The sequence below is a fragment of the Nocardia sp. NPDC058518 genome, from assembly GCF_042719655.1.
Classification (GTDB): domain Bacteria; phylum Actinomycetota; class Actinomycetes; order Mycobacteriales; family Mycobacteriaceae; genus Nocardia.
Genome location: NZ_JBHXNJ010000004.1, coordinates 380,030 through 405,939 on the forward strand (window position 1 = coordinate 380,030; position 25,910 = coordinate 405,939).

The 25,910-nt window shown below is 66.5% G+C and carries 24 protein-coding genes; 7 read left to right on the top strand and 17 right to left on the bottom strand.

Annotation, left to right across the window (positions count from 1 at the left end):
- Positions 1 to 20 precede the first annotated feature (20 nt).
- From ACFWPX_RS10740 to ACFWPX_RS10755, 4 genes are all read right to left on the bottom strand, one after another.
- A complete protein-coding gene (locus tag ACFWPX_RS10740) occupies positions 21 to 161 on the bottom strand; it encodes a hypothetical protein (RefSeq protein ID WP_165610232.1) in 141 nt (46 codons plus the stop codon).
- A 183-nt stretch (positions 162 to 344) separates the two neighbouring features.
- The gene (locus tag ACFWPX_RS10745; RefSeq protein WP_378927189.1) at positions 345 to 3,755 is read right to left on the bottom strand and encodes an arabinosyltransferase domain-containing protein; all 3,411 of its coding nucleotides are present in this window, start codon (positions 3,753 to 3,755) and stop codon (positions 345 to 347) included.
- A gap of 90 nt (positions 3,756 to 3,845) precedes the next feature.
- Positions 3,846 to 4,358, bottom strand: coding sequence for a hypothetical protein (locus tag ACFWPX_RS10750; protein WP_378927191.1), 513 nt, complete (start codon positions 4,356 to 4,358; stop codon positions 3,846 to 3,848).
- Between the two features lie 192 nt (positions 4,359 to 4,550).
- Positions 4,551 to 5,093 (bottom strand): hypothetical protein, encoded by a 543-nt coding sequence (locus tag ACFWPX_RS10755; RefSeq protein ID WP_378920085.1) that lies wholly within the window; start codon positions 5,091 to 5,093, stop codon positions 4,551 to 4,553.
- 351 nt (positions 5,094 to 5,444) lie between these two features.
- On the opposite strand from ACFWPX_RS10755, the gene ACFWPX_RS10760 reads away from it, so the two are divergent.
- Positions 5,445 to 5,633: an AbrB/MazE/SpoVT family DNA-binding domain-containing protein gene (locus tag ACFWPX_RS10760; protein ID WP_378927231.1), complete on the top strand. Its 189-nt coding sequence runs from the start codon at positions 5,445 to 5,447 to the stop codon at positions 5,631 to 5,633.
- Here the strand turns inward: ACFWPX_RS10760 and ACFWPX_RS10765 are convergent.
- The 4 genes from ACFWPX_RS10765 to ACFWPX_RS10780 all read right to left on the bottom strand — a co-directional run bounded on the left by ACFWPX_RS10765 (position 5,552) and on the right by ACFWPX_RS10780 (position 10,482).
- Positions 5,552 to 6,109 carry a ferredoxin gene (locus ACFWPX_RS10765; protein WP_378927192.1) on the bottom strand — a complete coding sequence of 186 codons (558 nt, stop codon included), beginning with the start codon at positions 6,107 to 6,109 and terminating at the stop codon, positions 5,552 to 5,554. The genes ACFWPX_RS10760 and ACFWPX_RS10765 overlap by 82 nt on opposite strands.
- Positions 6,110 to 6,123: 14 nt before the next feature.
- The gene (locus ACFWPX_RS10770; protein WP_378927193.1) at positions 6,124 to 8,163 is read right to left on the bottom strand and encodes a galactan 5-O-arabinofuranosyltransferase; all 2,040 of its coding nucleotides are present in this window, start codon (positions 8,161 to 8,163) and stop codon (positions 6,124 to 6,126) included.
- Between the two features lie 115 nt (positions 8,164 to 8,278).
- Positions 8,279 to 9,058: a decaprenylphospho-beta-D-erythro-pentofuranosid-2-ulose 2-reductase gene (locus tag ACFWPX_RS10775; RefSeq protein WP_378920093.1), complete on the bottom strand. Its 780-nt coding sequence runs from the start codon at positions 9,056 to 9,058 to the stop codon at positions 8,279 to 8,281.
- Positions 9,055 to 10,482 (bottom strand): FAD-binding protein, encoded by a 1,428-nt coding sequence (locus ACFWPX_RS10780; RefSeq protein WP_378927194.1) that lies wholly within the window; start codon positions 10,480 to 10,482, stop codon positions 9,055 to 9,057. Before ACFWPX_RS10780 ends, ACFWPX_RS10775 begins: the two co-directional genes overlap by 4 nt.
- A 69-nt stretch (positions 10,483 to 10,551) precedes the next feature.
- Here ACFWPX_RS10780 and ACFWPX_RS10785 point away from each other — a divergent pair, with 69 nt between their 5' ends.
- Positions 10,552 to 11,007: a GtrA family protein gene (locus tag ACFWPX_RS10785; RefSeq protein WP_378920097.1), complete on the top strand. Its 456-nt coding sequence runs from the start codon at positions 10,552 to 10,554 to the stop codon at positions 11,005 to 11,007.
- Between the two features lies 1 nt (position 11,008).
- Here ACFWPX_RS10785 and ACFWPX_RS10790 read toward each other — a convergent pair whose 3' ends face one another.
- From ACFWPX_RS10790 to ACFWPX_RS10800, 3 genes are all read right to left on the bottom strand, one after another.
- The gene (locus tag ACFWPX_RS10790; protein ID WP_378927195.1) at positions 11,009 to 11,635 is read right to left on the bottom strand and encodes a pyridoxamine 5'-phosphate oxidase family protein; all 627 of its coding nucleotides are present in this window, start codon (positions 11,633 to 11,635) and stop codon (positions 11,009 to 11,011) included.
- 168 nt (positions 11,636 to 11,803) lie between these two features.
- Positions 11,804 to 13,978 (bottom strand): molybdopterin oxidoreductase family protein, encoded by a 2,175-nt coding sequence (locus tag ACFWPX_RS10795; RefSeq protein WP_378927196.1) that lies wholly within the window; start codon positions 13,976 to 13,978, stop codon positions 11,804 to 11,806.
- A gap of 107 nt (positions 13,979 to 14,085) precedes the next feature.
- On the bottom strand, positions 14,086 to 14,580 hold the full coding sequence (locus ACFWPX_RS10800) for a hypothetical protein (RefSeq protein ID WP_378920103.1): 495 nt from the start codon (positions 14,578 to 14,580) through the stop codon (positions 14,086 to 14,088).
- Between the two features lie 193 nt (positions 14,581 to 14,773).
- On the opposite strand from ACFWPX_RS10800, the gene ACFWPX_RS10805 reads away from it, so the two are divergent.
- Both ACFWPX_RS10805 and ACFWPX_RS10810 read left to right on the top strand, forming a co-directional pair.
- On the top strand, positions 14,774 to 15,358 hold the full coding sequence (locus ACFWPX_RS10805) for a DUF4282 domain-containing protein (protein WP_378920105.1): 585 nt from the start codon (positions 14,774 to 14,776) through the stop codon (positions 15,356 to 15,358).
- Between the two features lie 123 nt (positions 15,359 to 15,481).
- Positions 15,482 to 16,327, top strand: a complete 846-nt coding sequence (locus ACFWPX_RS10810; RefSeq protein WP_378927197.1) for a helix-turn-helix domain-containing protein — start codon at positions 15,482 to 15,484, stop codon at positions 16,325 to 16,327.
- Here the strand turns inward: ACFWPX_RS10810 and ACFWPX_RS10815 are convergent.
- A complete protein-coding gene (locus ACFWPX_RS10815; protein ID WP_378927199.1) occupies positions 16,311 to 16,730 on the bottom strand; it encodes a MarR family winged helix-turn-helix transcriptional regulator in 420 nt (139 codons plus the stop codon). The genes ACFWPX_RS10810 and ACFWPX_RS10815 overlap by 17 nt on opposite strands.
- 85 nt (positions 16,731 to 16,815) lie before the next feature.
- Between ACFWPX_RS10815 and ACFWPX_RS10820 the strand changes: the two genes are divergently transcribed.
- Positions 16,816 to 18,294 carry an MFS transporter gene (locus ACFWPX_RS10820; RefSeq protein WP_378927200.1) on the top strand — a complete coding sequence of 493 codons (1,479 nt, stop codon included), beginning with the start codon at positions 16,816 to 16,818 and terminating at the stop codon, positions 18,292 to 18,294.
- Positions 18,295 to 18,354: 60 nt separating this feature from the next.
- Here ACFWPX_RS10820 and ACFWPX_RS10825 read toward each other — a convergent pair whose 3' ends face one another.
- Together ACFWPX_RS10825 and rfbA are read right to left on the bottom strand one after the other, a co-directional pair.
- Positions 18,355 to 18,906, bottom strand: a complete 552-nt coding sequence (locus tag ACFWPX_RS10825; protein WP_378920113.1) for a dTDP-4-dehydrorhamnose 3,5-epimerase family protein — start codon at positions 18,904 to 18,906, stop codon at positions 18,355 to 18,357.
- 3 nt (positions 18,907 to 18,909) lie between these two features.
- Positions 18,910 to 19,782: a glucose-1-phosphate thymidylyltransferase RfbA gene (gene rfbA, locus ACFWPX_RS10830; RefSeq protein ID WP_378920115.1), complete on the bottom strand. Its 873-nt coding sequence runs from the start codon at positions 19,780 to 19,782 to the stop codon at positions 18,910 to 18,912.
- Positions 19,783 to 20,024: 242 nt separating this feature from the next.
- Between rfbA and ACFWPX_RS10835 the strand changes: the two genes are divergently transcribed.
- On the top strand, positions 20,025 to 21,071 hold the full coding sequence (locus tag ACFWPX_RS10835; RefSeq protein ID WP_378927201.1) for an alpha/beta hydrolase: 1,047 nt from the start codon (positions 20,025 to 20,027) through the stop codon (positions 21,069 to 21,071).
- A 120-nt stretch (positions 21,072 to 21,191) separates the two neighbouring features.
- Here the strand turns inward: ACFWPX_RS10835 and ACFWPX_RS10840 are convergent, their stop codons facing one another.
- Positions 21,192 to 21,890 (bottom strand): hypothetical protein, encoded by a 699-nt coding sequence (locus tag ACFWPX_RS10840; RefSeq protein WP_378927202.1) that lies wholly within the window; start codon positions 21,888 to 21,890, stop codon positions 21,192 to 21,194.
- 325 nt (positions 21,891 to 22,215) lie between these two features.
- Between ACFWPX_RS10840 and rfbB the strand changes: the two genes are divergently transcribed.
- Positions 22,216 to 23,217, top strand: coding sequence for a dTDP-glucose 4,6-dehydratase (gene rfbB, locus ACFWPX_RS10845; RefSeq protein WP_378842837.1), 1,002 nt, complete (start codon positions 22,216 to 22,218; stop codon positions 23,215 to 23,217).
- Between the two features lie 21 nt (positions 23,218 to 23,238).
- On the opposite strand, the gene ACFWPX_RS10850 is transcribed toward rfbB, so the two are convergent.
- Positions 23,239 to 24,762, bottom strand: a complete 1,524-nt coding sequence (locus ACFWPX_RS10850) for a DUF2142 domain-containing protein (RefSeq protein WP_378927204.1) — start codon at positions 24,760 to 24,762, stop codon at positions 23,239 to 23,241.
- A complete protein-coding gene (locus ACFWPX_RS10855; protein WP_378920123.1) occupies positions 24,759 to 25,727 on the bottom strand; it encodes a glycosyltransferase family 2 protein in 969 nt (322 codons plus the stop codon). Before ACFWPX_RS10855 ends, ACFWPX_RS10850 begins: the two co-directional genes overlap by 4 nt.
- Between the last annotated feature and the right edge of the window lie 183 nt (positions 25,728 to 25,910).

A 25,910-nucleotide genomic window follows, 5' to 3' on the forward strand; every position in this document is an offset into this window, starting at 1 on the left:
GGTTGGATGGGGGACAGGAGTCAGACGTTGAGCATGCGACGGTTCAGGTCGCGGCGTAATACCTCTTGTGAAGGCAGTCTTTCCAGTACCCGCATTACGGCCGGTCGTAGTTCTTGTTTCTCGTCGTTGCTGAGCAACTCGACGAGATCTCGTAGATCCATGTCATCGAAGGCTCCTGTCATACCCACCAGCGTACGTGCTCAAACGTGCAGGCACAGGACCTTTACGCTGTCATTTACAGTTGCTTCATCTTATCGAAACCCTAACGGGCACTGAGCGTTTCGTATGCGGCAAGCGCCAGTGCCTGGTCACTGCCCTTACGCTGCCAGTGTCTGTAACGCACGTCACTGTGCCCGAATTGCCGGTTCCTTCGCTCGACCCGACTGATCGATCACCGTCACCGCGATCTCGGCGGGCGGAGCGGGCTGATACGGCGTGAACCGCTCCAGCGAGCCCCAGTCGCGGCCGAGATCATGGTCGAGATAGGTGGGCACAGTTTCGGCCTTCAGGAGCAGATTTGTCCACCCGAGCGGGCCGCCGCCGATGTCGTCCTGCCACGCGTTGGACGCGTCCGAACCGACCCGGTCGGGCAGGATGCGCCACTGCGGGGCCTCCGCGACGCCGTCGTGGTGCTCGAACGGGCGCTGGCAGGGGAACGCGAGGCCGACGTGCCAGTCGAGCAGCACCGGATCGGTCCGGCCGACCACCGAGTCGAGGGTGGACAGCTTCGGCAGGCGCGGCGGGGTGACCGCGAGCCACTGCTTGCCGGTGATGTCGTTGTCGGTGGCGACCAGGCGCACCGCGTTCACACCGACGGGCAGCTGATCGATCGGCACGCGCAGGTTGCGCCACGACGGGGCGGGCCCGATATCCATCGGCGCGATCGAGCCGGTCATCTCCATGGAGCCGTCGGCGTCGCGGGTGCCGTATTCCAGGCGCAGATCCTGGCCGTAGTGCACGACACCGTCGGTGTCGACGTAGCGGATCCGCCCGGCCGCGGTGACCACGAGGGCCTGATAGGCGGGATCGTCGCGCACGCTGTCGTCGAGGTCGACGCGATACCACTGCGAGGTCAGCTTCGCCTGCTGCTGCACGCCGTCCTGGAAGGAGCCGAGGACCGGGGTGCGGGCGGGGTCGAGGCCGAACGGGAGGGCGACGGTGCTGCCGTTGATGCCGGGTTCGGCGCTGGTGCCACCGCCGGTGCCCGCACCCGTGGTCTTGGTGGTCTTGTTGGCGGAATCGGTGTCGACCGAGTTGGCGCCGCCGACCACGGTTTCGTCGGCGTCGGCGGTGAGGTCGTCGGCTACGCCGTCCGGGGTGAAGCCGGTGGATTCGGCGTTCAGCCCGTCGGCGGGGTCGCCGGTGTAGGGGGTGAGCAGTGAATCGGCCGTATTCGATTCCACCAGCACGTCATTGGCGAGGCCGCACGTATTGCCTTGCAGCGAATTGATATTCGACTTCGCGATGGAGTAGGCGGGGTACTGGGTGATGGCACCCTTGGCCATCGACGCCACCTCGAACAGGACCAGCAGTGCCGCCGCGATGGTCAGCGGCATGGTCGCGAAGCGGTCGAAACGACCTGTGTCGGAGGGGGTTCGGTAGGGCGCGCGCAGGTGGAAATACAGCGCGACGAGCAGGGCGAGGATGCTGAGGCCGAGGAACAGGGTCGAAACGCCCTTGCCCGCCACCATCGGCGCCTTGTCCCAGAACGGCACGCCGTAGCTGGACACGTACCACCAGCCGTTGGAGCCGGTGAAGGTCATCGCGAGCAGGAACAGGACGGCCGCCGCGAACAGCGAGCGATTGCGTGGAGCGCGAATTCCGTTGGTGCCGACCGCCACCGCCGCCAAGGCCGCCAGCGAACCCGCCAGGCCCGCGTAGACACCGAAGTGGTGGGTCCACTTGGTCGGCGTCCACATCATCAGCAGGAGAGCGGCGAAGACGATGCCGAGGATGCGCACCGAGGGCCCGCGTGAGGTGCCGGGGATGCGGCCCTTGCGCAGGACCTGCAGGATGCAGACGAGCAGGCACAGCAGCATCACCAGGACGCCGAAACGGCGGGCAAGTGAGCCGTCGGGGGAGAGCATGAACAGCGAGTCCCAGCGGGTGCGTTCGTCGAACCAGGCGACGTTCGGGCCGACGAGCGTGCGGACCCGGGTGGCTTCCATGACGGTGGCCAGCGTCTGATCGGCGAAGACGATGATGAGCACCAGCGTGCCCGCCGCGACACCGGGGGCCAGCAGTGCTGCGTACCGGAAGATCTTGGTGCCCAGCGAGAGTCGATCCGCTGAGCCGGTCGTCTTGTTCGTGCTTGCCGAGCTGTTCGTGTCAGCGGTGTCGCCCGGTTTCGCGGCACTGGTCGCATCGGTCGACGGTTGGTCATCTGCGGCGTCGAACTCGCTGTCGGCGGCGATTCGGCGCGGGCGCAGACCCTGGGCGCGCTTGATGATGATCTGCATGACCGGCCGGGTGCCCGCGATCAGGGCGGCGATACAGATCAGGCCGGTCGGGCCCGCCGCCAGCGAGAACGCGGCGACCAGGATCGCCAAGGCGGCGGGCAGCAGTCGTGCGGTGGCGATGGCGCGTTCGATGAGGCACCAGGTGAGCAGGGCGCCCGCCGCGATCAGCGGTTCGGGGCGAAGGCCGTTGTCGTAGGGGAGCCAGAAGGCCAGGAACACCAGGCCCGCCGTCCACAGCGCCACCTTGTCGCGGCGCACACGAGCACCCAGGCGGGGCAGCACTTCTCGGCTGATCACCGCCCAGCAGACCAGCCCGGCGGCGAGCGCGGGCAGGCGCATCCACGGGCTGGCGTCGGAGACCTTCGTCATCCAGGCGAGCAGTTCGTAGGACCAGCCGAACGGTGCCTCCGGCACGCCGAACCAGCGGTAGTAGTTGGCCATGTAGCCCGACGGGCCCGACGCGCGCGCCATATTGAGGATGTAGCCGTCGTCGGAGGTGTTGGCGCCGATCACATGCCAGCCGAGCAGCGTCACGACCACCACCACATCGGTCGGGGTGATCCGCCACCAGTGCCGGGGCAGGAATCGGCGGGCGCGGCGGCCGTCGGCGGTGTCGAGCAGGTGCAGCGCGATCAGCGCGAGGAGGGTGAAGACGCCCGCGCCGATCATCGCCGCCAGTTTCAGCGTCGTGGGCGTCGAGGTGAAACGGGAGTCGATATCGGCGTGCAGCCGGGCGCCGGTCAGGGCCGCCGCGTCGAGGTCGGTGTAGACGCCGACGATCTGTGGGCGCTTGTCGACGGTGACGGTGTTGCGGAACGGGGTGCCGTCCTGGCGCGCCGCCCCGACGAACTCGACCGTGGTCGCCTCGATCGTCGAGACGATGCTGATCCGCTCACACCCGCCGATCTCCGCGATCGGTGCCGACAGCATCGGCACATCGCGCGCCTGTACCCCCACCACGCCGTCGCGCACGGTGACGCTCAGCCCGCGGTCGGCTTTGCCGGAGGCGGCCGGAATCGTCGTCAACAGGCTGGTCGTGGTCGGGTTCTCCGCGCCGGGACCGGGCAGCCCACTCAGCATCGTGCACGGCAGCTGCGCGTCGAGGCGCTGCGGCACATACGACACCAGCGGTGCCTCGACGCTGGTCGCGCCCGCTTGCGGCCAGTCCAGGCTCGCGCGGTCCTGGCGCACCGGCAACAGCGGTGTGAGCAGGGCAAGCACGAACCCGAGCAGCCCACAGACAAGGGCGATCAGGCGGTATCGGGTGAACGCTCGTTCAGATCGGTCCGGTCGCACGGGGACTGATGCTAGCCATCGAACCTGTGCGCCGGTCGGCGCCGCTCCAAATGGGCGCGGACGCGACGGCGTTCCTCAGCGGTGCAGGCCTCAGCCGGTGCGGCGGGCGGCCCAGTCGAGCTGGGAGCGGGCCCAGTCGGGGATCTCGGAGTCGGGGCGCGGGAAGGCGGCGAATTCGGCGGCGAGGTCGTCGGCCGAGACCTCCGGCATCCAGTCCGCGACGGCGACGGTGGAGTAGTTGGTCTTGTACCGGGTGGGGCCGGCGATGAAGATCTCGGCGCTGAGCCAGGCGCCGGTGTCCGGGTCGTAGGACATGCGCTTGTGATCGGTGAGGTACTCGAGCACCTCGGTGGGCGGCATCAGGTTGGTGACCGTTCCGTCGCGTTCTTTGATCTGCACCCCGGCGACGGCTTGCTCGCCGACCTGCAGTGACCACAGGAGTGCGAATTTCTGGCCCGGCGCGAGCAGGGCGATGGTGGCGTCGATGACCACCCGCTCGATTTCGCCGAGCGATCCGAGCTGCTCGCGCGGCTCCGGGTCACGACCCGCGCGTTGCGGGCGTGTCAACAAAAGATCGATCCGCTCCGGTCGGCTGAGCGTCATAGCTATACCTCTGCATCCCTACCGATCAGCGCTACCAAAAACTGATTTCGGTCGGCCGAACTTCCAACATTTCGCAGCGTACTCGCCCCGCGACACCGACCGCGCGGTTTGTTGACACTGACCGGACATATTGTGGTCTATCGCTCTCCCGCACACCAGTGGCTACCGGGTGTCGATCGACACACGTGCCAGTTACGCCGCCGACGCGCGCAGGGCGAACCAGCCGTCGCGTGGGTCGGCGAAGCCGTGATAAATCAGCGGTATGCGCTGGTCGATCTCGAAATGCCGGTAGACCGCCTCCATCGCCTGACGGATCGCGTGCGCCTGGAAATCGTCGATCCGGCGCACTCCGATCCGGCGCTCGGGCAGCATCGCCAGCCGGATCAGCTCGGCCGGATCGTCCACGTCGAGCCCCCACGGCGCCGGTTCTTCGATGAGATGGTCGTGCAGCACCTCCCGCGCGACCGGCGGATCGTGACGCGGGCCCGAGAACGCGACCTGCTGCGCGCGAGCGAGCCCACGCGTGTCCAGCGGCGTGCGCACGGCCTGGATCAGGTCGATCAGCTCGGTGTCGCGGGTGGGTTGGGGTATTCGCCCGGCGACCGGTGCCTGTTCGAGCAGGTGCATCATCTGCCCGCCCAGAACCAGGGGCTCGGGGACCAGGAAAACGCTGATGCTCGGGCAGGAACAGTTCAGGCCGGTGAGGCACACCCTCGTGTGCAACGGATCGGACATACGTCCTCCTCCGGTAGCGGGTCGCCGGGACCCGTGACGTGCAGGATCTGATTCCTACGCCAGCCGCCGGGGGGTTGTGTGATCCGCCGGCGGAGACCGTGCCGCACTCGTCAGTGTAGTGCCGTCCAGTGGGTTAAACACCCGGTTCCGGCACGGATCGGAAACGATCCATCCGTCCAATGGGCGACCGATTCGGTGTAGCGGCGGGGGCCGGGGTGCGTAGATGCACGACCAGTTCTGGTGGCGCCGGGTTGATCCTCGACTACCTCGGCCGCAACTCGTCTGAACAAACGGCAGCGGTCTATCTGTGCAAGGCTCGAGTGAGGAGATCGCGTGGACGCGTTTGCTCGGATGACCTCGAACGGTCGGGTCACAATTCCCCTTGCTGTGCGCGATGCACTGGGACTGCACGCGGGCGACGATGTGCACTTCCGCGTTGAAGGGGAGGTTGAGACCACTCAGCGATTCAAGCTCGGGCGGGTCTCGTTTCGGGCGGCGGGGCGGCCATTGTCGACCCAGAAGGCGTATTCGACGAGGTAGGTTTCGAGGCCGTTGCTCAGGTGCGACTCGTAGTCGCGGAGACTCTGGGCAGCGTCTTGCTCCGGGTTGCCGTCGCTAGTGAAGCCGCGCAGCGCCTTGTCGATCCAATCGGTGAGACGTGCACGGTCGGACCACCATTCGCGGATCAGTGGAAGTGTCCAGTGCGCGTCGCCGTCGCCGCCGAAGCCGGAGAAGGGATCCGACCACATCCCGGTCAGCAGTGCGAATGTTTCGGCCGGGTTGGTCGGCTGTCGGTACACGATCTCGCCGTAGGTGTCGTCCTCGTACGTGATGTGGTCGGGCGCATAACAGCGCCCGCTCCAGCAGGTGTCAGTGCCTGCGCCATAGAAGGGGCCGGGCACATTGCGCCAATCCTTGTTCTCCCAGCGACCGAGGAGGAACGTGGCAGGTGCCTCGAGTCGAGTTGTCTTCGAGTTGTCGAATGTCGCGCCTTCGGCGACGGCAACGACCGGCATCGGATTCCAATACATCAGCGGCGCACTGTGATCAGGGTGAAGGGGCCGATTTCGGTGGGGGTGAAGGTGGGGTCGGTGAAGAGGGACTTGGGGAAAGAGACTGTGTAGCGCTTGACGTTCGGGTCGTTGGGGTAGACGTCTTCGGCCAGGCGGAGGGTGTAGTTGTCGCCGTCGTTGCGGAAGAGGAAGGCGTCGGGGGCCCGCCAGGGGGACTTCGACAGAGCTTCGACGAGGGCGGGGGAGTCGGGGAGTTTGCTCCAGCCGGCGATGGTGGCGGCGCGGGCCTTGAAGTCGGCCAAGGGATTCGCGTAGTGGGAGGTGAGGGCCTGGAAGCCGAAGTAGGGGTAGAAGGCCAGGAAGCTGGTGTCCGCGGTGAGGACGACGGATTCGTCCCGAGGGCGGCCGGTTTGAGCCAACAGCGCCGCGTCGATCTCGCGGTAGTAGGAGACGGCGGAGGGTTTGCGCTGGTCGGCTCGTTCGCCGTTGCCGTCGGTGTCGGTGTAGGCGGTGTCGATCTCGTGAGTGAGCACGGTGGGGATCGTCTGGGCGAAGGCCATAGCGCCGAGGACGGCGATCGCGGCGGCCGCGGTGCGCAACGGGGCGGGCTCGTTCATGGCCTGGTAGATGGCCCTCGCGCCTTCGACGAAGCCGAAAACGCCTGCGGCGGCGAGCAATGCGAGCAGGACCGGCTCCAGCCGGAAGGACAGCAGGGTGGTGCCCGCCGCGGTCGCTGTCATCGAGAGCAGCGTCCACAGATAGATCGACACGACGCCGATCCCCAATGCTTGTGCGCGCCTCGATGACCCGACGCGAACCACGAGCCACAGCACACCGATCATGCACAGCGCTCCGCGCAGGGAGAACTCCAGCATCGGGAACGCCAGCTGTGCACCCGACTCCGGCAGATAGTGGAAAGCGCTGCCGGAAGGGATTTTCGCTCCCGACAGCATCTTCAGCAGATACGGCGTCCACACCACCAGCGCGAGCACGATGGCGATACCGCCGATCGCCACCAGTCTCGTCAGCGGTGCGATTGCGGCCCGCCATGCCGGAGCCGAGGTATCGGCTGTCTCGGACGAAGGGCTCGCCGCGGCGGTCTGGGCGGCTGATGCCGCGGGAGATGAATCGGCATCACCGGATGGCCGCGACTCTGTCACCGAGCCGGGCCGCGCGCGGCGACGACGGCGCCCATCGGCCCGCTGTGTGTAGACAGCGAAACCCGCCGCGACGATCGCCATCAACACCACGGTGAACGCCGCGATAGCCAGGTACAACGTGTAGAAACACGCGGCCACCCCGAGGAACACCCCGGTCCCGAGCACCGCGCCCCAGCCACCGGAGCGCCGATGCAACGCACCCCACGCCAGCACGAGCACCGGCGGAATGAACACCACGAGCACCGCGCCATAAGCCTCGGGCGAGGCATAAGCCAACGTCATGGCAGTCACCGCGGCGGCCGCGCCCACCGCCATATCGGCCCGCACCAACTGCATCCACAACACCAGCGCCACCGCGGCGGCAATGGCGAGCAGCCCGATCGCGTACGGCTTGAACACTTCCCAGCCGTCCATCCCGAGCACGTTCCCCACGCGCCCGCCGATCCAGAACCACCCGGCTGGGTAGAACGGCGGCAGATCCACATAGGTCATATCGCGCAGCGCGGCGCTGTCGGTGAGCCGGGTCAGATATTCGGTCCGGAATTCCTGATCCACCGAAACACCGAACAGATACAGCTTCGTCGCTGCTAGGGGCATCCCGAGCGTGACCGTCACGAAACTCGAAATGCCCACCCAGGAAAGCAGTTTCGCCACCAGCGGCCACTTCCGCAGCCGAATCAGCAGCACCGAGACCACCAGCAGCGCGACCGAAGCGACCTGTCCCACAGTGGTCAGAGCCCGAGTCACGTTGGAGGAGTTGAACGCAGGCCACTGCACCGCCGAGAACGCGAACAGTCCCACCGCGGCCACAACGAGCGCCACCACCGCGGCTGCGGCCCCCTCGCCGACCCCGGTCCAGATCCTGCGCCCGGCCCGCACCTCGTCATTGGTCGTCATCGGCGCGCAATCCTCCGGCTCCACTGTGCTCCACGGTCCGAGCCAGCCTAGTGGAGCCGCAAAGCAGAACTGCCGCACCATCCGGGGATGATGCGGCAGTCCTGAACGCAGTCGATCAGATCGGGAGCTTGCGGAAGATCGGGCGCGGCACGTGGCGCAGGGCCGACATCAGGAAGCGGGCCTCGCCGGGCGCCCAGACGATCTCGGTGCCCTTCTCCGAGGCGTTGACGGCGAGCTTGGCGACGTCTTCCGGGTCGACGGTGAGCGGGGCTTCCTTGGCGCCGGTGGCTTCCCAGTGGGCCTTGGTCGCCGAGGTGCGGACCTGCATCGGGCGGATGACGGTGACGCGCGGGCCGAACGGGCGCAGCGCTTCGCCGAGACCGAGGTAGAAGCCGTCGAGGCCCGCCTTGGTCGAGCCGTAGACGAAGTTGGAGCGGCGAACGCGCTCACCGGCCACCGAGGACATCACGATGATCCGGCCGTGGCCCTGTGCCTTGAACTTGTCGCCGACCAGCACGCCGACCGACACACCGGCGGTGTAGTTGATGCCGACGGTCATCACCGCCTTGCGCTGGTTCTGCCACAGCTCCTCGGCATCGCCGAGCACACCGAACGCCACGATCGCGACATCCACGTCACCGGCGGCGAACGCCGAATCGACGACCTTCGGGTGCGCGTCGGTGTCGAGCGCGTCGAAGTCGATGACGTCGACCTGGGTCGCACCGGCGGCCTTCAGCGTGGTGACGGCGTTCTCGAGCAGCGGATCGCCGGGCAGGTTCGCCAGGATGATCCGGGCCGGGCTCTTGCGCAGGTACTCGGCGCAGATCGCGAGACCGATCTCGGAGGTGCCACCGAAGAGCAGGATGGTCTGCGGGTTGCCAACTGCGTTGATCACTGGAGCTCCAGCCTCCTGGCCATATCGGACATGAAAACGCCATTCGGGTCGACGGTGCGGCGGACCTTGATCCACTCGTCGATCCGCGGGTACATCTTGTGGAACGCCTCGGCGGAGGTGCGCGAGTCCTTCGCGGTGTAGAGCCGTCCGCCGAACTCCATCACGCGCCGGTCCAGATCGGTGACCAGCTCGTTGAGGCCGCGCCGGATCGGGAAGTCGACGCAGATGTTCCAGCCGGGCATCGGGAAGCTCAGCGGTGCCGCGTTGCCCTCACCGAACAGCTTGAACACGTTGAGCGCCGAGATGTGCCCGGACGCCTGGATGTCGATGATGATCCGCTTGAACTCTTCGACGGCCTCGGTCGGCACCACGAACTGGTACTGCAGGAAACCGGCGGGTCCGTAGGCCCGGTTCCACTCGGAGATCATGTCGAGCGGGTGGTAGAACTGCGTCAGATTCTGGATCTTGCCGGTGTAGGTGCCGCCCATGGCGTAGTACGCCTCGCCGACCGCGCCGAGCGAGAGCCGGTTGGCCGACCAGCTGGGGAAGATGTTCGGCACCGTCAGCAGCTGCGGCGCGTCGAACTTCAGCGGATTCTTCTGCAGCTTCTTCGGCAGCTCGTCGACCGTGGCCAGGCGGCCGCGAGTCAGGCAGGAGCGACCCAGCTTGGGCAGCGGGTTCATCACGTCGAACCACGCGCTCGAGTAGGTGTAGTTCGCCTCGCTGCCGTCGCTGTGGACCGCGATGGTCTCGTCCAGCGTGGAGGTCTTCACACCGTCGTTGAGGAAGTACGCGGTCTCCGTCGGCGCCATCTCGATCGTGGCGCGCAGGATGATGCCGGTCAGGCCGTTGCCGCCGACAGTCGCCCAGAACAGCTCGGCATCGGCGCTCGGCGAGATCGTGCGCACCGAACCGTCGGCGGTGAGCAGATCGATCGAGCGGACATGGTTGCCGAAGCTGCCCTCGCTGTGGTGGTTCTTGCCGTGGATATCGGAGGCGATGGCGCCGCCGATGGTCACCTGGCGAGTACCGGGTAGCACGGGAACCCACAGGCCGAACGGCAGCGCGGCCTTCATCAGCTGGTCCAGGCTCACCCCGCCGTCCACCTCGACCAGGCGCGAATCGCGGTCGATGCGGTGGATGCGGTTGAGCGCGGGCATGTCGATGACGAGCCCGCCCGCGTTCTGGGCGTGATCGCCGTACGAGCGGCCGAGGCCACGCGCGATCACGCCGCGTCGCAGATGCGCCGGCTTGGAGTCGTTGTCCTGCGCGACCATGCTCACGGCCTTGGCGATCAGTTCCGGATCGCTGGTCGAGAGCACTTCGGCGGAGGTGGGTGCGGTGCGACCCCAACCGGTGAGCTTGCGGGTGCGCGTAGGGAGCGCGAACGCGTCATCGTTGGTGGTCGAAATGTTCTCAGACATCGGCTTAGAGGCTACATGCATGGCGGGTATACGTGGCAGGACAGTGCGCCGGTCTCGTACGCTGCTCACGTGCAAGCCCAACCGCATCTGCCGCTACCCGCCGAAATTCCCCTGGTCGACGAGCCCGGCGGGACCGATGTCGACCTCAAGACGCAGATCGTGCGGTTCACGCTGACCGGTGGTTTGTCGGCGATCGTCGACTACGGCATCTACAGCCTGTTGCTGAATCTGGTCGGGTGGCCGGTCGGCGTGGCGAAGGCGATCAGTTTCGTCGCGGGTACAACCACGGCGTACCTGATCAACCGGCGCTGGACGTTCAAGGCTGCGCCGAGCAGGGCCAGGTTCTTCGCCGTGGTCGCGCTCTACGCGGTGACCTTCGCGGTGCAGTGGGGGATCAATCAGGCGCTCTTCTTCTCGCTGCCCGAGGAGTGGTGGCGCCAGCCCCTCGCCTTCGTGATCGCGCAGGGCACCGCAACCGTCATCAACTTCATCGTGCAGCGTGTGGTGATCTTCAAGATCAAATAGGTCAGCTGGCCTCGGCGATGGCCGGGGCTCGTTTGCCCGCTTTGACACCGAAGTAGTCGCCACCTTTGGCTCGTACGTTGTCGGTGCCCCATTCGCGCTGATCCCGCGCGACCGGCACCATCTGCGGAATGTGCTTGCGGCAGTGGATATAGGCCTCTTCGACATCGACGACGACCCATACCTGCGAGGATTTACCCCGCTCGGCCGACGGCAGGTCGGTGACGGTGTCGCGTAGCTCGCCGTCGGCGACCATGCGGGCTTTCCCGTTGATGTGCAGGCCGATGAGGTCGCGAACGAAGTCGATCATCAGGATCCCGACGTGCGGGTTCTCGAGGATATTGCCCAGACTGGCCATCACCCCGTTACCTCGGTACTCGGGGTACGCAATCGTGCGATCGTCGATCACGTGCAGAAATCCGGGGGGTCCGGCCCGGAAGCTGGAGTCACATTCGCCGTGCGAATCGGAGGTGGCGATGAAGGCCATGTCCATCCGGGCGACGAAATCCACCATCGTGGGGTTCAGATAGTCGATCACCTGGTCGTCGTAGAAGCGCTCGGCCCTGTCCGAGGTGCCCAACGTGTCCTGTAGCTCGTGTTCTCCGTCGCTGCCGACGAAATTTTCGGGCATCGGGCCCCCTCTGCTAGCCGTACCGGTTGATGCGGGCTTCTAGACGAAACCCCCGCTGTGACCGCAATCTCACTCAGTCTAGGGGACTCTCACTGACATCGGGGCGTGTCCATTGTTGCGAATGGGATGAAAGCCGAGTTTGCGCAACGGTTTCCAGGTCAGGACTGATCAGGCCGGAACTACCGTCACCGGTACGCCGTTGAACACGGCGGTGCCGCTGACCTCGTCGACCACCGAATCATCGGTCAGCACATTGGCATTCACCCCGGCATGCGCCAGCGCGACCGACTGGGTGGTGCTCGCGCTGTGGCCCCAGCCGTGCGGCAGGCTCACCACGCCGGGCATGATCGTCGGCGTCAGCTCCACCGGCACCGTCAGCGAGCCGGCCGCCGAGGTGATCTCGGCCTGTTCGCCGAGGCCGAGGCGGGTCGCGTCGTCGGGGTGGACCTGCAGCGTGCAGCGGTTGGAACCGCCGACAAGGCCCGCGATGTTGTGCATCCAGCTGTTGTTGGAGCGCAGCTGACGTCGTCCGATCAGCACCATCGCGGGCGCGGCGTTCGCCAGTCCGGCGCGCAGGCGCGTGACGTCGGCCAGTAGTTGCGGCGGTGCCAACTCCACCCGCTTCGAGGCGGTGCGCAGGACACCGGGCAGACGGGGTCGCAGTGGGCCGAGGTCGAGGCCGTGCGGGTTGTCCATGAGGGTTTTCAGGCTCAGGTCGCCGCCGTTCCACGCACCGTACGGGCCCAGTTTGAGCATCAGGTCGAGGCGCTGTTCGGTGGTGTCCGCGCCGGTCAGCTCGTCGCGGCGGTCGCTCATGTCGGCCTTGTGCAGTGTGCCTGCGATGACGAGTTCGTCGACCATCGCGATCGGGCTCGCCGCGCCCGTCCCGGCATGGGGCTGACCACTCACCGCGGCCGCGAGGCGGGCCACCACGGCCGATTCCGATGGCCGCTCGCCCAGGGGGACCAGCGGCGGCGAGTAGCGCGCGTAGTTGCGCACCGCGAACTGCAGCAGCGCGAAATCGAAGTGCGGTGACTGCACCGAGCGCGGCGGCGGCAGGATCACGTTCGCGTGTCTGGTGGTCTCGTTGACGTACCTGTCCACGCTGACCATGAACTCCAGCCCGGCCAAGCCCTTGTCCAGTCGCGCACCGCTCGGCGCGGAAAGCACGGGGTTGCCCGCCACCGTCACCAGCGCCTTGATCTGACCCTCACCTGGGGTTTCGATCTCGTCGGCGAGGGTGGCGACGGGCAGCTCGCCCATGGACTCTGGCAGTTCGCGCACCCGGCTGGTCCATCGGCCGAGCCGGAAGGGCTTGCTGCGCTGCACCCCGCCCGCCGCCGCGTCGGCGAACATGGCGCCGCCGGGGGAGTCGAGGTTGCCGGTGAGGGCATTCACCGCGTCGACCAGCCACTGGGTGAGCGTGCCGAACTCGGCGGTGCAGGTGCCGATCCGCGCGTAGACGGCCGACGTGGGCGCGGCGGCGAGTTCGCGGGCCAGCGTGCGGATGGTGTCGGCGGGAATGCCGGTGCGCTCGGCCACCGCCTCGGGCGGGAAGTCGAGGGCGGCCGCGCGCAGTTCGTCGAGCCCGGCGACGTCGACGCGCACGTCCGTCAGACCCTCGTCGAACAAGGTGTGCACCACCCCGAACAGCAGGTAGGCGTCGGCGCCCGGCCGGATGAACAGGTGCTGGTCGGCCAGCGCCGCGGTTCTGGTTTCTCGCGGATCGACCACGACCAACTTGCCCCCGCGAGCCCGCAGCGCCTTCAATCGGCCGGGGAAGTCCGGCGCGGTGCACAGCGACCCGTTGGATTCGAGCGGATTGGCGCCGAGCATCAGCAGGTAATCGGTGCGGTCGAGATCGGGGACCGGCACCGTCAGCGGGTCGCCGAACATGAGCCCGGCCGCGACCTGCTTCGGCATCTGATCGGCGGAGCTCGCGGTGTAGATGTGGCGGGTGCTCAGCGCGCGGATCAGGACGGGCAGATAGAGCGCGCCCGCGACGGTGTGCGCGTTGGGATTGCCCAGGTACACGGCCGCGGAGCCGCGGGGGATCTCGGCGAACGCGGCCGCGATCAGGTCGAACGCCTCGTCCCAGCCCGCGGCGCGGAACCCGTCACCGTCGCGGATCAGCGGGGTGGTGACGAGGTCGGGATCGTCGTCGAGCTTGCCGAAGCTGGCGCCCTTCGGGCACAGGAAGCCCTTGCTGAACGGGTCGTCGCGATCACCGCGCACCGACAGCACCCGGTCGGCGTCGTCGAGGGTGACGGTGAGACCGCAGACGGCCTCACACAGCGGGCAGGTCCGCAAAGCGGACCGTTGGGACAGCGAACGTGGAGCCATGACTCATGCTTACGCCCACGCGGGCGGGCGATGGCCGGAAACGCCGAAAACCCGCGAGCTGCGACGTCGGGGAGGCGTCGCGGATCGCGGGTGTCGGCTGGTTCAGATCAGCTGGCCAGGGTCAGCGTGGCGCGCTTGCCGGTCTTCTGCTTGCGTGCCATCGCCGAGCGCACGGCCGCACCGAGGGCGACGACCGGCGGGATCCAGCGAGCCTCGGTGGGCGCGACGCCCCAGGACGCGCAGCCCGCGGCAAGCTGGGTCGGCGGCAGCGGGATGCTGGCACCGTCGGTGTACACGATCACGCCTGCCTCGCGCATGGCCTCGATCGCCATGGCGGCCTTGCGGACGCCGGTGACCAGGTGGATCTCGCGACGCTCCGCGCCCGGGATCTCGATCACGGGGCCGGACAGGTTGTTGGCACGCAGGAAGCGACGGACCGTACCAGCCATCTCGCCGGCGATCTCGATGGCCGAGACTTCGTCATCGGTGATCAAGCACAGGCCGTTGGTTGTTTCGGCAACCGTCCATCCACGCGCGGCGTACTCCTGCGCGGCGGCACCTTTGTCGGCGGCCGTAGTGGTGGTCGGAAACGTCGTGCGCACTGTGTTCTCCATTCCCCGAAGAGCTCTGTTCCTGCGTTCATGGGCGTATCGGTGCGGGGTAGTCGAGTCGTTACGCCGTTACCGAAAAATATTCGTGAGTGTCTGCTTCGTCTCAGTCCGATAACCTTCGCTATCGCAGGTAAGGTGCCGCCCGGGTTGGCGACAGGGTGCGAAAGCGGGCAGGATTCGGGCTATGACCGAAGCGCCGGGCAGCCCCGAGTCGAACGACGAGGATGCCGAGGAATTCGACGCCGAATCACGTTGGCTCTCTTGGAAAGAGGCCGACGGTACGCGGTCGGGTCGAGCACGTGAAGGTTCTCACCAAGCGGACTTGGCGCGCGACGCGGGGTTCGAAGAGCCGTTCCGCAGTACCGGTTCCGCCAAACAGTGGGCCGCCGAGGCGGCCCGTTCCCTGCTCGATATCCAGTTCCGCAGGCCCGCGACCAGGACATTGCTGCCGCTGGCCTATGTATTGAGTGTCGCGTCCTTCGGCGTCGGCCTGCCCGTGGCGTTCACGGTGCTGATGTGGAAGGTTTCCGCCGTCCTCGGCGTGCTCGCCGCGCTGGTGGCCGTCCCGCTGGGGCTCACCATCGCCGCCGCGGTCCGGCTGATGCTCGAATTCGCCGACAACACCGCCCGGTTGGCCGGTCGCGTGGAACACATCAGTGAACTGGCAGATGGCCTGTTCCAGGCCCTGTCCGATGTCGCCGAGCCGGTGAACCAGCTCTCCGAAGACGTTCGAGCGGTGCAGTTCTGGCGGTTCCGCAAGAAAAAATAGGTCTTGCGCAGTGTCCGATTCATTGTGAAACAATCCGTACGCAGATCCGACGATATGTCGGCTGCGTAGGGCGGTCTCCGAAAGTTCTGTCCGGAGACCGGAGTTCGGATACAGGGGGGAAGTATGGCTTCACCACAGGGCGTCACGGGTTCCACGATGCCGCGCAGGCAGCTGGGCAGGCACTTGCGTGACCTGCGCAATCGTGCGCGGATGACAACGAGAACCGCGGCGGCGCAACTGGAGTGGTCGGAAGCGAAGATCTGGCGGATCGAAACGGGGCAGACGTCGTTGCGCAGCCTCGATGTCGAGGCCATGTGCAAGGTGTACGGCGCGCCGGCCGATCTGGTCGAACCGCTGGCCGCCTTGGCTCGCGAAACCAAAGCAAGGGGTTGGTGGACGAGCTACGGCGACGTGATCGCGGAGGGATTCGAGGTCTACATCGGCCTCGAGGAAGCCGCGTCGGGGCTCTCGCTCTACGAGGACGGCGTGGTCCCGGCCCTGTTGCAGACCGAGGACTACGCGAAGGCGCTGCTGGAGCAGACGATTCCCGAGCTCACCGAGGCAGCGCTGGAGCGCAGGCTGCGGGTCTTGGCTGCCAGGCAGGCCCTGATCACCAGGGCCGACGCCCCGTTGCGGCTGGACGTGGTGCTGGCCGCGTCGGTGCTCACCCGCTCCATCGGTGACGACCGCGTGCGCGCGGGCCAGCTCGCGCGATTACGGGAGCTGGCCGAGCGTGAAACGGTGCGCATCCAGGTGGTTCCCGGCGATTGCGGCTATCACGCCGGTCTCGAATCCGGCCGGTTCGTGATCCTGGATTTCGGGGTCGACGATTCGGTGGATCGACCGGAGCCGCCGGTGGTCTACGTGGAAACCCTCGCGGGCAGCACCTATCTGGACAAACCGGTCGAATTCGACCGCTACCGCGGTGCTTTCACCGATATCACCGCGGCGGCTACGGGCAAGTTGTAGGACTGTCCCACGAACCGGCGAGCACCGAACGGTGGGTGGGCAGGGCTCGGTCGTAGACCTCCCTGCCCTTGTCGGTGAGTCGGACGAAGATGGCGCGACGGTCGAGATCGCACATGCTGCGTTCGACAAGGCCGTCGCGTTCCAGCCGGGCCACAGCGCGCGACAGCGCGCTCTGGCTCAGGTAGATGTCCTGGGCGAGCTCTGTCATGCGGTACTTCTGACACGCCGCGTCGACCAGTCGGTCCAGCGTTTCGAATTCGCTGAGGCCGATCTCGTGGTCCTTTTGGAGCGCCTTCTCCAGCGCGCAACTCACGGCGGCATGCCTGCCGAGTAGTTCACGCCACTGACCGACCAGCTCGGGGGGCGCTTCGGTGCGCCGAGCTGACGTTACGGCCGGGTTCATGGCCCCATAGTAGTGGTTACCCCATGTTCATGCAACGGCATTTTATGTGTTGGCAATTAATGCGTGCGCATGTAATGTCCTCCGCATGACTTCGCCAGCAACGCTTTCGGCCGCAGATCAGGCGACCGATCCCACCAGATGGCCCCTCCGGCTCTGGGGCATGCTGATCACTCTGTGCATCGTCCTGTTCCTCGACGGCCTCGACGTTTCGATGATCGGCGTCGCGCTGCCGTCCATCGGCGCCGAACTCGATCTGTCCACCTCCACCCTGCAGTGGCTCGTCAGCGGCTACATCCTCGGTTACGGCGGCCTGCTGCTGCTGGGCGGACGCACCGCCGACCTGCTCGGACGCCGCAAGGTCTTCCTCATCGCCCTCGCGGTGTTCGCCGTCGCATCACTTGTCGGCGGGTTGGTGAGCGACCCCGCCCTGCTGATCGCCACCCGTTTCATCAAGGGCCTGGCCGCCGCGTTCACCGCGCCGACCGGTCTGTCGATCATCACCACCACCTTCGCCGAAGGAAAAGCGCGCAACAAGGCGCTGTCGATCTACACCGTCTTCGGCGCGGGCGGCTACTCCATGGGCCTGCTGTTCGGTGGCCTGATGACCGGCGTCGGCTGGCGCTGGACCTTCCTGCTGCCCGTCCCGATCGCCGTCGCCGCGCTGATCGCCGCGTTCGCGCTGGTGCCCAAGGACGGTAAGGCCGAAGAGGGCGGACACGATCTACTCGGCGCGCTCTTGTCGACGGCGGGCATGTTGTTGCTGGTCTACACCGTGGTCACCGCGCCGGAAGTCGGTTGGGCCTCGGGTCGCACCATCGGTTCGTTCGTCGCCGTGATCGCCCTGTTCGCCGCGTTCGTCATCACCGAGCAGCGCGTGAAGCACCCGCTGGTTCGCCTCGGCATCCTGCGCAAGGCCTCGCTCGTGCGAGCCAGCCTGGCCATCATCGCGGTCGCCGGTTCCTACTTCTCCTGGCAGTTCATCGTGACCCTGTACATGCAGGACACCCTGGAATGGTCGGCGCTGAAGCTGGCGATGGCGCTGCTGCCGGTCGGCATCCTGGTCGTCGGGTCGGCCTTCTTCTCCGAGAAGCTGATCGACCGATTCGGTACCGGACCGGTCATCGCGGTCACCATGAGCGTGATGGCGATCGGCTACCTGCTGTTCCTGCGCCTGGACACCGCGCCCGACTACTGGACCATGCTGCTGCCCGCCATCCTGCTGATCGGCATCGGCTGGGTCGGGTTCCCGGCCATCAATGTGCAGGCAACCAGCGGTATCGACGACGAGGAGCAGGGTCTGGCGGCAGGCGTGCTGCAAACCTCGATGCAGGTCGGCGCGGCCATCGTGCTCGCGGTGACCACCGCCATCGTCACCTCCGGTGGGCACGGTGCGGGCGCCACCCCGCAGCAGATGCTCGACACCTACCGGCCGGGCCTCGAGTTCGCGGCGGGCGTCACCATCGTCGGCGCACTGGTCGCGCTGACGGTGTTCCTGCCCCGGTTCCGCAAGCCGGCAGTGGACGCACCGGTTGTCGAGGCGAAGGTTCTCGAACCCGTCGCCTGATCGGACAACGCGCAACGGCACCACCTCATACAGGTGGTGCCGTTGCGCGTTTCACGTGAATCAGGCGGAGAACTTGGGAGCTGCTTCGTCCTTCGCCGAGCGAACGTAGGTCAGCGGGCGACCGTCGCGGCCCTCGGTCGGCCATGCGATACCGAGGCGCGGATCGAAAGCGTCCATGTCCCTGTCGAATTCGGGGGAGTACTCGAGCGAGCACAGGTAGGTCACCGTCGAGCGGTTCTCCAGCGAGAGGATGGCGTGGCCGAGGCCCTCGGACAGGAACACCGAGCGGCGCGATACGTCATCGAGCAGGACGCTGTCCCACCGGCCGAAGGTGGGCGAGCCCGGCCGCAGGTCGACCACCACGTCAAGGAACGCACCGCGCACACAGGTCACATACTTGGCCTGACCGGGCGGATCGTCGGTGTAGTGGATCCCGCGCAGCACCCCGGCCGCCGAGACCGAGGTGTTCACCTGGTGCAGCTCGAACGGGCGCCCGGTGGCCTTCTCGAACTCCGAGGCCTTGAACGACTCACAGAACATGCCGCGGTCGTCGCCGAGCAGGCGCGGTGTCACCACCCAGGCGCCGGGGATCGCCAGTTCACGAAACTCCATGCGTTACCAGTCTTTTCCGCGGTCGATCAGGTCGAGCAGGTAGCGGCCGTAGCCCGAGCGCACCATCGGTTCGGCGAGCTTGCACAGCTGTTCGTCGGAGATCAGCCCGCGTCGCCACGCCACTTCCTCCGGCACGCCGATCTTGAGGCCCTGACGTTCCTCGATGGTGCGCACGTAATTGGCGGCATCGAGCAGGGAATCGAAGGTGCCGGTGTCGAGCCAGGCGGTGCCGCGGGCCAGGACGTCGACGCTGAGCCGGTCCTGTTCGAGGTAGGCGCGGTTGATATCGGTGATCTCGTACTCCCCGCGCGCCGACGGGCGCAGCTCGCGAGCGATCTCGACCACGTCGTTGTCATAGAAGTAGAGGCCGGGGATGGCGTAGTTCGAGCGCGGGACCTTCGGCTTCTCCTCGATGGAGACCGCGCGGCCCTGGTCGAACTCCACCACGCCGTAGGCGGTCGGGTCCTTCACCCAGTAGGCGAACACCGCGCCGCCGTCGATGTCGTGGAAGCGTTCCAGGCTGGTGCCGAGACCGGGTCCGTGGAAGATATTGTCGCCGAGGACCAGCGCCGCCGGTTCGGTGCCGATGTGGTCGGCCCCGAGTACGAAGGCACGCGCGAGGCCGTCGGGTTCGGGCTGCACCACGTAGCTGATCGAGACGCCGAACTGGCTGCCGTCGCCGAGCAACCGGGAAAACGCGTCGGCGTCCTCCGGCGTGGTGATCACCAGAATGTCGTCGATCCCTGCCAGCATGAGGGTGGACAGCGGGTAGTAGACCATGGGTTTGTCGTAGACCGGGACGAGCTGCTTGCTCACCCCGCGCGTGATCGGGTGCAACCGTGAGCCGGTGCCGCCCGCCAAGATGATTCCGCGCATAGGTGGCAAGTCTGCCAGTCCCGTCCTCCGCGGAGACGGGGAGGTTCCGACACGTCGACGAATTGGTCACGAACGTTTCGTGACCTGGCGTGTCGGGCGATAACCGGTACAGACATGGCGTTCATCTGATTATGTGAGCGTCGATGTGTGAAACATCACTGTGTTAGATGTCAGCGCCGACATCCGATCCGGGGGTTTACGCCGGTCAGGGGTCGACGCGCCAGCTGTGAGGTAGGTGCGCGATGGTAACCACGAAGATCACCGGCGTGATGGGTGGGCTCGCGCCCGTGGCACCGATCAGCACCTCGAGTAGTCCGGAGCCGAGCATAGTCGTCAACTCCGGCCGGACCAGCACCTCCTCCCGTGTCCTGATGGGCGCCTGCCTCGGCCTGATCGGACCGCTGCTGCGCACCGTGCCCATCAACCGGGCCACCATTCCGGTCGGCGCCGTCGCGGTCGACCTGCTGTCGCGGCTGCGGCCCGAACCGCACGGCATCGAACGCGAGCAGATCCAGCTCGGCGGGTTCCGGATGGAGATGGTGCGGCCCGCGGGCGGCTCACGCGCGCTGCGCCACGGCGCGGTGTTGTACATGCACGGTGGCGGATTCGCGGTCTGCGGATTGCAGACGCACCGCGCGGTGGTGGCCGGGCTGGCCAGGCGCACCGGGCTGCCCGTCCTCAATGTCGAATACCGGCAGCTGCCCGGTGAATCGATCGACACCTCGATCGACGACTGTGTGCTCGCCTACCGCTGGCTGCTGCGCCACGGCGCCGATCCGTCGCGCATCGTGTTCGCCGGTGATTCGGCAGGTGGGTTCCTTACCTTCGCGACCGCGCTGCGGGCTCGGGATATCGGTCTGCCGCTGCCTGCCGGCCTCGTCGGGCTGAGTCCGCTGCTCGATCTGGACTATCGGGCGAAGCAGGGGTATGTGAACGTCAGCCGGGATGCTTATATCCCGCTCTCGGGTCTGGAGGCGGTCGTGCGGCTCGGTGCCGAGCACGAAGGTCCGCTCGATCCCGCGCTGTCGCCGGTCAATGCCGATCTGGGCGGGCTGCCCCCGGTCCTGCTCATCGCCGCCGAGGACGAACTGCTGCGCTACGACTGTGAACTGATGGTCCATCGCCTCACCGCGGCGGGCGTGCCCAACAGCCTGGAGCTGTGGCGTGGGCAGGTGCACGCGTTCATGAGCATCCTGCCGAGCATGCCGGAGAGTCGTTCGGCGCTCGGCCGGGTGGCGAAATTCGTTCGCGCCGCGGTGGAACCGGCCCAGCGCGCCCGTACGGCCTGAGAACGGCTCGGGCGGTCCTGATCACGGTCGGCCGACCGAGCCACCCTCCGACACGAAAGAAGCGGCCCCAGCTCGGATTTCTCCGGGCCGGGGCCGCTTTCCTTCTGTCCTACGGCGAAATTACTTGGCCGGGGGGGTGAAGGGCTGGTTGATCGTGGTGAAGTACTGCACGGCAGCGGCGAGCGCGACCGGGCCGGTGATGAAGATCTGGCCGATCAGCACACCGATGAAGCCGACAGCGCCCGCACCGGCGATGCAAGCCACGACCGGGCCCGCGCCGAACAGGGTGGCCAGCGCAGCGGTCACAACGGTGCCCGCGATCGCACCGGCGACGCAGCCGATGGCTGCACCGGTGAGGCCACCGACCAGGGTGCCGACAGTGGCGCCCATGGAGATGGTGGAGGTCAGACGGCTCCAGGCGGCCTGCTCACGCTCGTACTCGGTCTTCCACGGCGCCACGTTCTCGTAGGGCAGGGCGACGGGCTTGTAGACGGCCTTGGCCGGGTCGACCACGGGGGTCAGCGTGGCGGTGTTGCCCGAGATCTCGGCCGCGATCGGCAGCTGGTAGTCGTCGAGCTGGTAGGTCAGGGCGGTCGAGGCAACGGTGATGCCGTTGGGGGCCTTGATCTTGAACAGGCCGTCTTCGGCGACGAGCGTGCCCGCGTCGGTGGTGATGACGGACTTGGAACCGTCGACAACCTCGGCGGTGTAGTTGATCGGGGCGGCCTCTTCGACCGGCGCGGCGTTGACGGTGCCGGCGGTGACGCCCATGGCAGCGATCAGCAGCGCCGAGGTGGCGGCGAATTTCCTCATCAGCATTTTTGTTGAACCTCAAGTTTGGAGCGTGCGGAGGGGACTCGTAGATCAAAAGCTCCCGCAGCTAACCAGAGGTGAACCTGCTGTGACTGTTAGTTCAAGTTTTGTTCACCATTGATACTCCGATGCCAGTGCGCTGATAGAAACCTGAGCGTTGACCGGGGTTTTTCTCAGGAAAACCAACTCTGAGTCTTAACCTACCTGCAGGTAATGTGATGGAGATCACTGTGTAAATATATGCCGAGTCACAGGTCAGTGACGTTCCAGCAACGCATAACGGCGGCACTTTCGTTCTGAAGGCTCACCGAATGCACGTATCGTTGACCGCGTGCGAGTGCTCGTAACCGGCGGGGCCGGGTTCATCGGTGCAAATTTCGTCCAGCAGACCGTGGCCACGCGCCCGGATGTCCAAGTGACCGTGCTCGACGCGCTCACTTACGCGGGCAACCGGGCATCGCTGGATCCGGTCGCGGACCGGATCGAATTCGTGCACGGCGATATCGCCGATCTCGATCTGGTCGACAACCTGGTCAGCGGGGTGGACGCGGTCGTGCATTTCGCGGCCGAATCCCACAATGACAACTCCCTGGCCGAGCCATGGCCGTTCGTGCAGACCAATATCGTCGGCACCTACTCGCTGCTGCAAGCGGTGCGCCGCCACGATGTGCGCTACCACCACGTCTCCACCGACGAGGTGTACGGCGATCTCACCCCCGACGAGCCGGGTTTCACCGAATCCACCGCCTACAACCCGTCGAGCCCGTATTCGGCGACCAAAGCGGGCAGCGACATGCTGGTACGTGCCTGGACCAGGTCTTTCGGGGTCCGCGCCACCCTGTCGAACTGCTCGAACAATTACGGCCCGTATCAGCATGTGGAGAAATTCATCCCCCGCCAGATCACCAATCTGATCGACGGTGTGCGCCCGCGTCTGTACGGCGCAGGCCATCAGGTGCGCGACTGGATTCACGTCGACGACCACAATCGCGCGGTCTGGGACATTCTCGAGCGCGGCCGCACCGGCCAGACCTATCTCATCGGCGCGCAGGGCGAGCTCGATAACCTGACCGTCGTCCAGCTCATCCTGCAAGCTTTCGATCGCGAGCCCACCGACTTCGATCACGTGACGGACCGTCCCGGCCACGACCAGCGCTACGCCATCGATGCGAGCCTGCTGCGCGAGGAACTGGGCTGGTCACCGCGCTACGCCGACTTCCGTGCCGGCCTGGCCGACACCGTCGCCTGGTACCGCGACAACGAGAACTGGTGGCGACCGAAAAAGGCCGATACCGAACGCGCCTACGCGGCCGCGGGCGAAAAGACGCTGTAATCCCCGCCGTCGTCTGGGGAATTATCCCCAGACGACGGTGTAATACGTTGCCGCGGTGGCGATCAACGCGAAGGTAGACGCGCAAGCGATAGTGATCGCCGTCCCGCGCGTCGGAATTACGCCCTCGGAATTCGTCAGCCGCAGCGGCACGATCCGGGCGAGTACGGCCAGTCCCATGATCGCCAGCGGCACGAAATACCGGCCCTGCACACCGTCGATGAGATAGAAATCGACCGGCGTGAACGACATGTACAGCGTCACGTAGATCATCGCCACACTCGCGAGCACCGTCAGTGCCACGATCAGCGTGCGGCGGAAAGTGGCTGTGGCAGTGCTCATTCGGTCGATGATGCCGAAACTCACCGCGAAGGCGAGCAGGCACGCCAGCATCGAAATCGCGGGCACGTCCACATACGCGAAACCGAGTTCACCGAAGAACTGGTTGAACCAGCGATGATCGCGCAGCGCGATGCTCTCGCCGAAGACGTGCACGAATTGCACCGGGTCGCTGAGGATTCCCTTCAGCTGATCGCCGGGGCGCACCTGACCCCACTGGTGCGGTGGGCGCATCAGGCCCATGCCCTCGCCGGTGGGCGCCGCGATCTTCGTCCAGGCGAGAAAAAGTACTCCGCCCGTCACCGCGAATGCCCACGGGAGGAATTTCAGCTTTCCGGCGAAACCGAGGCGGTCGGCCGGCACCACCACAACGAGCATCGCCAGCAGCACATAGGTCGGCTTACTCAGCGGCAGCGCGATCGTCGCGGCGAGCAGCGCGGCGGTTTCCACCGGGCGCAATCGATCTCCGACGAACAGCGCTTTCAGCAGCAGCGCCGAGACCATGATGGCGAGTGCGTTGGTGAGCGTGTCCGCGGTGACGGTGCCCGCCTGGAACAGTGCGATCGGCAGCACCGCGACGGTGAATACCAGCCACTGGCTACGCCGCTCGCGCAGCGCGTAGAGCCCGAATCCGACAACCGCCAGATAGGCCACCAGCCCGGCGAACCGGGACAGCAAATACATGCCACCCACATCGAGGCCGAGCGCCTCGCCCAGCCGGATACCAACGGCCGCGGGCACATACGGCACCGGCGAGTAGGCGGCCGTGTTGGTGAACCACATCTGCCGCGTCGCCGAGGAGACCTCGGCCGAGCCGAGCCGGTCGTAGGCGCCGGGGTCGGCCACCATCGCGTCGGGCTCGTCGGGATTGTCGTTGTAGTCGCGGAACGCGTAGCCCATCAGCGTGTCGACGCTGACCGGAATCTGCCCGCCGTAGGCCACACCGCGATCGTCGACGATGCGCTGCGGGAACACCCCGCCGTGCGCGACCTGGTAGGCGCGGCCGAACTGGGTGATCTCGTCGTGGCCCCAGAAGGCGGGGGTGAGCACGGCGAACACGGCACCGAACACGGTCGCGATCAGCGCGAACGCGACCGTCGCGGCGCCGAACCGCTGGGTCAGCGTGCGCACCGGCGCCAACGCTCGATCTTTACGTGCGGGGGTCTTGCTGAGTTCGACAGTGGTCTGCGGCTCGGTGGAAGTGGTCACCGACGCTCTCCGGCCGCGACGTCCTCGCTCACTCCGGCGGCCGAATAACGCAGGTAGACCAGTCGCGCCGTCTCATGACGCGAGCGGCGGATGCCGTCGAGGATCAGGCCCGCGGTCCAGGCGAGGCTGCCGAGCAGCAGCAGTGTGAAGGCAAGGAACAGCGTCGGGAACCGCGGCACCGCGTGGGTGTTGTAGAACTCGATCACGATCGGCACGGTCAGGATGACCGAGATCAGCCAGGCCAGGGTGCCGAAGAGGCCGTAGAACGCGACGGGGCGTTCGTGGCGGGCAAGGCCGAGGATCAGCGCGAGGATCTTGGTGCCGTCGCGGTAGGTGCGCAGCTTGGATTCGCTGCCCGCGGGGCGGTCACGGAAACCGACGGACACCGAGGTCTGCGGAACGCGCAGGTGCAGCGAATGCACGGTCAGCTCGGTCTCGATCTCGAATTCCCGCGACACGGCGGGGAAGCTCTTCACGAACCGGCGCGAGAACACCCGGAATCCGCTCAGCATGTCTTCGACGTTCTCGCCGAAGACCTTGCCGACCACGCCGTTGAGCACCTTGTTGCCGGTCTCGTGACCGCTGCGGTAGGCGCTGGCATCGGCGTCGTCCTGCTTGCGCACGCCGAGAATGTGGTCGTAGGGGCCCTCGAGCAGCGTCTTGATCATCAGCGGAGCGGCCGACGCCTCGTAGGTATCGTCGCCGTCGATCATCAGATAGACGTCGGCCTCGATATCGGCGAAGGCGCGGCGCACGACATTGCCCTTGCCCTTGGTGTTCTCGTAGCGCACGATCGCCCCGGCCTCGCGGGCACATTCGGCGGTGCGGTCGGTGCTCAGGTTGTCGTAGACGTAGACGACGATCCCCGGCACGGCGGCTTTGAGGTCGGCGACGACCTTGGCGACCGCGGCCTCTTCATTGTGGCAGGGGACCACGGCGGCAATGCGAAGCTCGGTGGAGTCCACCCGGGTCAATCCTCGGAGTTAGGCAGCAGTGGGACACCGGGAGGCTACAGCATTATTGGCGGGCTGGCGCCCGCGTGTCCGCGGCCCTGAGGGGCCCGCGGGGGTTGGGGGGCTCTGTTGTTAGTTTTAGAGTGAACAAAGAAAGAAAGGTCAGAACAAAACAACCAAACGCAAACCAGACGA

Coding starts and splice junctions, on each gene's coding strand:
- ACFWPX_RS10740 (WP_165610232.1), bottom strand. CDS start 161: ATGGATCTACGAGATCTCGTCGAGTTGCTCAGCAACGACGAGAAACAA.
- ACFWPX_RS10750 (WP_378927191.1), bottom strand. CDS start 4,358: ATGACGCTCAGCCGACCGGAGCGGATCGATCTTTTGTTGACACGCCCG.
- ACFWPX_RS10755 (WP_378920085.1), bottom strand. CDS start 5,093: ATGTCCGATCCGTTGCACACGAGGGTGTGCCTCACCGGCCTGAACTGT.
- ACFWPX_RS10760 (WP_378927231.1), top strand. CDS start 5,445: ATGACCTCGAACGGTCGGGTCACAATTCCCCTTGCTGTGCGCGATGCA.
- ACFWPX_RS10765 (WP_378927192.1), bottom strand. CDS start 6,109: ATGCCGGTCGTTGCCGTCGCCGAAGGCGCGACATTCGACAACTCGAAG.
- ACFWPX_RS10770 (WP_378927193.1), bottom strand. CDS start 8,163: ATGACGACCAATGACGAGGTGCGGGCCGGGCGCAGGATCTGGACCGGG.
- ACFWPX_RS10780 (WP_378927194.1), bottom strand. CDS start 10,482: ATGTCTGAGAACATTTCGACCACCAACGATGACGCGTTCGCGCTCCCT.
- ACFWPX_RS10790 (WP_378927195.1), bottom strand. CDS start 11,635: ATGCCCGAAAATTTCGTCGGCAGCGACGGAGAACACGAGCTACAGGAC.
- ACFWPX_RS10795 (WP_378927196.1), bottom strand. CDS start 13,978: ATGGCTCCACGTTCGCTGTCCCAACGGTCCGCTTTGCGGACCTGCCCG.
- ACFWPX_RS10805 (WP_378920105.1), top strand. CDS start 14,774: ATGACCGAAGCGCCGGGCAGCCCCGAGTCGAACGACGAGGATGCCGAG.
- ACFWPX_RS10810 (WP_378927197.1), top strand. CDS start 15,482: ATGGCTTCACCACAGGGCGTCACGGGTTCCACGATGCCGCGCAGGCAG.
- ACFWPX_RS10815 (WP_378927199.1), bottom strand. CDS start 16,730: ATGAACCCGGCCGTAACGTCAGCTCGGCGCACCGAAGCGCCCCCCGAG.
- ACFWPX_RS10820 (WP_378927200.1), top strand. CDS start 16,816: ATGACTTCGCCAGCAACGCTTTCGGCCGCAGATCAGGCGACCGATCCC.
- ACFWPX_RS10825 (WP_378920113.1), bottom strand. CDS start 18,906: ATGGAGTTTCGTGAACTGGCGATCCCCGGCGCCTGGGTGGTGACACCG.
- rfbA (WP_378920115.1), bottom strand. CDS start 19,782: ATGCGCGGAATCATCTTGGCGGGCGGCACCGGCTCACGGTTGCACCCG.
- ACFWPX_RS10835 (WP_378927201.1), top strand. CDS start 20,025: ATGGTAACCACGAAGATCACCGGCGTGATGGGTGGGCTCGCGCCCGTG.
- ACFWPX_RS10840 (WP_378927202.1), bottom strand. CDS start 21,890: ATGCTGATGAGGAAATTCGCCGCCACCTCGGCGCTGCTGATCGCTGCC.